Source organism: Acaryochloris sp. IP29b_bin.137, assembly GCF_028285745.1.
GTDB lineage: Bacteria > Cyanobacteriota > Cyanobacteriia > Thermosynechococcales > Thermosynechococcaceae > Acaryochloris.
In genome coordinates, this window is sequence record NZ_JANQOP010000345.1 from 1 (window position 1) to 4,791 (window position 4,791).

Annotated in this window: 5 protein-coding genes; 4 read left to right on the forward strand and 1 reads right to left on the reverse strand. The window is 45.5% G+C overall.

The features are described 5' to 3' along the window. Positions 1-71: 71 nt before the first annotated feature. The 4 genes from thrS (at position 72) to Q0991_RS23280 (ending at position 2,936) form a co-directional block, all read left to right on the forward strand. Positions 72-1,892 carry a threonine--tRNA ligase gene (thrS, locus tag Q0991_RS23265; protein WP_299493120.1) on the forward strand — a complete coding sequence of 607 codons (1,821 nt, stop codon included), beginning with the start codon at positions 72-74 and terminating at the stop codon, positions 1,890-1,892. Positions 1,893-2,072: 180 nt separating this feature from the next. Beyond that, positions 2,073-2,309 carry a hypothetical protein gene (locus Q0991_RS23270; RefSeq protein WP_299493122.1) on the forward strand — a complete coding sequence of 79 codons (237 nt, stop codon included), beginning with the start codon at positions 2,073-2,075 and terminating at the stop codon, positions 2,307-2,309. Further along, a complete protein-coding gene (locus Q0991_RS23275; RefSeq protein WP_299493124.1) occupies positions 2,309-2,815 on the forward strand; it encodes a hypothetical protein in 507 nt (168 codons plus the stop codon). The genes Q0991_RS23270 and Q0991_RS23275 overlap by 1 nt, the downstream gene beginning before the upstream one ends. Further along, on the forward strand, positions 2,772-2,936 hold the full coding sequence (locus Q0991_RS23280; RefSeq protein ID WP_299493126.1) for a His/Gly/Thr/Pro-type tRNA ligase C-terminal domain-containing protein: 165 nt from the start codon (positions 2,772-2,774) through the stop codon (positions 2,934-2,936). The genes Q0991_RS23275 and Q0991_RS23280 overlap by 44 nt, the downstream gene beginning before the upstream one ends. A gap of 38 nt (positions 2,937-2,974) precedes the next feature. Here the strand turns inward: Q0991_RS23280 and Q0991_RS23285 are convergent. After that, positions 2,975-4,791, reverse strand: a 1,817-nt coding sequence (locus tag Q0991_RS23285; protein WP_299493128.1) for a HEAT repeat domain-containing protein, incomplete at its 5' end; no start/stop codon positions are given.

Below are 4,791 nucleotides of genomic sequence, written 5' to 3' on the forward strand. Positions count from 1 at the left end.
TCGGTGATTCCTTCAAAGGTTTCGATAAGATGGGACAAGTCCGTAAAATTAGCTGAAACAATAGATCCACAATGTCCGCTGAACAGCAACCTGAACAACAGCCTGAAAGGATTCACTTACCCAAGACCAGTGAATCCGAACAACTCAAGAAAATCCGCCACACGACTTCTCATGTGATGGCGATGGCTGTTCAGAAGCTGTTTCCCGGTGCCCAAGTTACCATTGGTCCGTGGATTGAGTCGGGTTTCTATTATGACTTTGACAGCCCTACACCTTTTACCGATAAAGATTTGAAAGCCATCAAAAAAGAGATGGTCAAAATCATCAAGAAGAAGCTGCCCGTAGAACGGGAAGAGGTGAGTCGGGAAGAGGCGAAGAAAAGAATAAAAGCTTTGGGAGAACCTTATAAGCTGGAGATTTTAGAGGATTTAGATGATCCGATTACTCTCTATCACCTAGGCGATCAGTGGTGGGATTTGTGTGCCGGTCCCCATGTGGAGTCCACTGCCGATTTGAATCCTAAAGCCATCGCTCTAGAAAGCGTGGCGGGGGCCTATTGGCGTGGGGATGAAACCAAAGCCCAATTGCAGCGGATTTATGGCACGGCTTGGGAAACCCCTGAACAGCTGGCAGAACATAAGCGACGGAAGGAAGAAGCCCTGCGCCGTGATCACCGCAAACTAGGCAAAGAGCTGGGGTTATTTCTCTTTTCTGATCTGGTGGGACCGGGACTGCCCTTGTGGACACCTAAAGGAACCTTGTTGCGATCGCAACTCGAAGACTTCCTCAAGCAAGAACAAATCAAGCGAGGATATCTAGGGGTGACCACGCCTCATATTGCTCGGGTTGATCTGTTTAAGACGTCAGGTCACTGGCAAAAATACCAGGAAGATATGTTCCCGCTGATGAGTGAGAACGATGCAGATCGCAGTTCCGAGCAAGGCTTTGTGATGAAGCCGATGAACTGTCCGTTTCATATCCAGATCTATAAGAGTGAGTTGCGTTCCTACCGCGATCTACCGATGCGGCTGGCAGAATTTGGCACCGTTTATCGGTATGAGCAATCCGGTGAGCTGGGTGGACTCACACGAGTGCGCGGCTTTACCGTCGATGACTCCCATTTATTTGTCACCCCCGATCAACTGGATGATGAATTCTTAAAGGTGGTGGATTTAATTCTCTCTGTCTTTGAGAAGCTGCAGCTTAAAAACTTCAAAGCTCGTCTCAGCTTCCGCGATCCAGATTCAGACAAATATATTGGTTCGGATGAAGCTTGGGACAAAGCCCAGAATGCGATTCGCCGAGCCGTGGAAACTTTGGGCATGGAGCATTTTGAAGGCATTGGCGAAGCGGCCTTTTATGGTCCCAAGCTGGACTTTATTTTCCAGGATGTCCTGGATCGAGAATGGCAGTTGGGAACGGTGCAGGTGGACTACAACCTGCCGGAACGTTTTGACCTAGAGTTTATGGGAGAGGACGGTAACCGTCAGCGCCCAATTATGATTCATCGGGCTCCCTTTGGATCTTTAGAACGGTTGATTGGCATCTTGATCGAGGAATATGCTGGCGTCTTTCCCTTGTGGCTAGCACCGGAACAGGTGCGGTTGTTGACGGTGAATGATGACCATATGCCTTTTGCTGAGAAGGTAGCTACTGAGTTGCAGGCTAGAGGAATGCGGGTCTCAGTCGATCAAAGTGGCGATCGCTTAGGCAAGAAAATCCGCAATGCGGAGAAGGCCAAAATTCCAGTGATGTCGGTGATTGGGGATAAGGAAGTCGAAGCCAATAGCCTCAATATTCGGACGCGGGCGTCCGGGGAATTAGGGGCGATTCCAGTGGATGAGGTGAAGCAGAAGTTAGGCGATGCGATCGCAACTTTCTCTGCCTTCTAGCCAATGCACCCAAAACGTTAAGATCGGAGAAATTACGCTCGAATTTCGTCAACTCCCATCTCATGAAGAGATGAAGAATTGTAATCAATAATTTTTGCAAGTAATACAAATCAGACTTTTCTTACGAGAGATCAAGCGTACTAAGGTCTCAAGTGCTTTTAGAATGAGGAATCAGAAAGTGTGACTCAAGAACTACTTCACAATATCGCCACAGAGGTTCGACTCTTCAGAAGAGTTGAGCAAAAAGAAGAATTTCTGTTCGTGCTCGGTGCTCTCACCGCTCGACTAATTAGCCTTAGCAAGGCAGCTGAAATCTTAAGCCTTGAGCCAGAAGCCTTTCTGCAAATCTTAGATCTGATGGGCATTGAGTTTTCCTATCTGACTGAAGACGATCTTGCCACTGAAAAAAACTGGTAATGCAAATCGTCTTCAATACATCGCCTCTCATTTTTCTGACTCGCCTGGAACTACTAGAGACCTTCCTCGCACAGGAGAATCAGTATATTGCTCCACAGGCTATTTGCGACGAGATTCAAGCAAAAGAGGATGAAGTTAGCCTTGTCCTCAAAAACATATTTTCTCAAAATAGTATTCGCATTCATCCAGTTCAGATGACGCTCCTAGCAAACAGTCTGAATCAAAGGCTAGGGCGCGGCGAATCCGAAGCGATTACCCTTGCTCTAGAACTCAGCGCTGATTGTGTGATTTTAGATGACTTTGCTGCTTGCCGAGAAGCTAACCGTCTGGGGCTTCAAGTTAAAGGAACTCTTGCCATTATCAAAAAGCTCTATCAAGATCAGCGAATTGCTATCGAAAATTTAGACGAGCTGTTTCAGCATCTGGTCAGTATTAACTTCCGGGTTAAGCGTATTCTATTCGATGAAATCTTTAAAGACGAATCGTCTAGCGGTGATTGGAGATAAGGACGTAGAAGCCAATAGCCTCAATATTCGCACCCGAGCGTCAGGTGAGTTAGGGGCGATCTCTGTGGATGAAGTGAAGCAGAAGTTAGGCGATGCGATCGCAACCTATTCTTCCTTTTAGTGCACCAATATCATGCCTTGCTCCTGAGAGTTTGTGCTCTACAACTCAAGCGTGTAAAAGTCCAATGGGGATTGTCCTGGTCCTTGACTCCATCGAGCATCAGGCTTCCAAGATCCATTCACTTCTTCACGACGGCGGGTCCGGACGGTAAGCTGATTGCTATCAATGGTAAGCAAATTGTATTGCCACGGGTACCCAGGGATAAGTTCTCGAGTAGGTGCCCCGAAAGTTCCTGCAACAATACCGTCGAGTTTTCGCCCTTTTGGACTCATATCGTAGCGATAGAGATTGTTTTTAGCCTGATGAACATGGCCATGAAGAAAATAGCGGAATCCAGCCACAGCAAGTTGCTCTAAAAACCCATGTTCTTTGATGCGATCTTCCCCAGGGCTATTTAGAGGATGATGCCAAACGGCAATTTTAAGGGAGTTATCGTATCGGTGTGAACTCTGCCGAAGTTCGGTAAGCGCATTGCTTAGAGCACCCATTTGGATACTGACTCGATCTCGAAAGTGATGATCAAGCTGCCATGCAGAATTAAGACCTAAGATGAGGAGATTACCAGCTGGCAAGAAATCTAGTGTGTATTGCTGCTCATAGTTAAGTGGGTAAGGCTGGCCTTTAATGGCCTGGTAAAAAGTACTGAAGTTAGCAAAGCGTTGAAAGTACTGGTTTTCATCACAAATCCAGGCTGAACTAGGACCTTCTTCTATAAAATTTCCTTCTTTTAGTTCTTGAGGTTGACAATGTGAACGTTGCTTGAGCTTATAAGCCACATCTTCGGCTTTATTCCAATCAGTTGTAGCCCAATCAATATCATGGTTGCCAGGGGTAAGAACAATCTGGTCAGGTTGGAGATGAAATTCTTGACAAAGCGCAGTTATAAAAGATTGAGCAGCGTTATATTCCTCGGAAGAAGCATAGTTGGCGATGTCTCCAGAGAGAATAAGGGCCTGAAGTGTTGTGATTTGCAACTCATTTTTTAGGTCTTCTGCTATTTGATTGCCCCAAAGTTGAGCTTGTTTTTGAGAGCAAATATGTAGGTCTGAAAGATGAAGGATTTGCATAACTTTCGTAGACAGATTAGAACTAAGTACATCAGACGATTGAAGCAGATATTTTGGGATTTCCGAAGACCTAGAAAGAGGCTCAGTTAATTGATAGTTGTAGAATCCAAAACGCTCTTGAATAGACGCTAAAACTGTATTAATTTCGGCATATACTGCCTGCTGTTGCCTACGCTGAAGAATATTTATGATTTTGGCATTATCAATCATTTCTAACGCTTTAGCTACGGCCTTGCGAACAGTACCATTACTATCGTTAAGCCTTTCAGCTAACGATATGATTACCAAGGATTGGTTTAAGCGGGATAGACTCACATCACTATTTTCACTGCAGATGCTCCCCAATCCTTCTGCAGCCAATTTCCGTAAGTCAGGTCCCCTCACTCTTAAGATTTTAATAAGCGGATCAATAACCGCCTCGTTATCTATATTTCCAAGAATCTGAACTGCTCGTCTTCTCAGATCTGCCTCTGAATCATATGAAAATTTGGTGAGAAGCATAATGGCCTGTAGATTGAGATTTTCAAATATAGCTAATGCCTCTACTGCACTCCAGCGAACAGAAGAGTCAGGATCTTCCAACAATTTGAGTAATCCAGGAATCGCAGCTTCCGTTTTGAGGCTTGCTAATGCCTGTACTGCACTCCTGCGAACAGAAAAGTCAGGATCTTCGAGCAATTTGAGTAATTCAGGAATCGCAGCTTCCGTTTTGAGGTCTGCTAATGCCTCTACTGCACTCCTGCGAACAGAAAAGTCAGGATCTTCTAGGAACTTGAGTAATCCAGGAA

What these genes read in the sequence shown, in the direction of transcription:
- Q0991_RS23275 (WP_299493124.1), top strand. Translation starts at nt 2,309, where the DNA reads ATGCAAATCGTCTTCAATACATCGCCTCTCATTTTTCTGACTCGCCTG.
- Q0991_RS23280 (WP_299493126.1), top strand. Translation starts at nt 2,772, where the DNA reads ATGAAATCTTTAAAGACGAATCGTCTAGCGGTGATTGGAGATAAGGAC.
- thrS (WP_299493120.1), top strand. Translation starts at nt 72, where the DNA reads ATGTCCGCTGAACAGCAACCTGAACAACAGCCTGAAAGGATTCACTTA.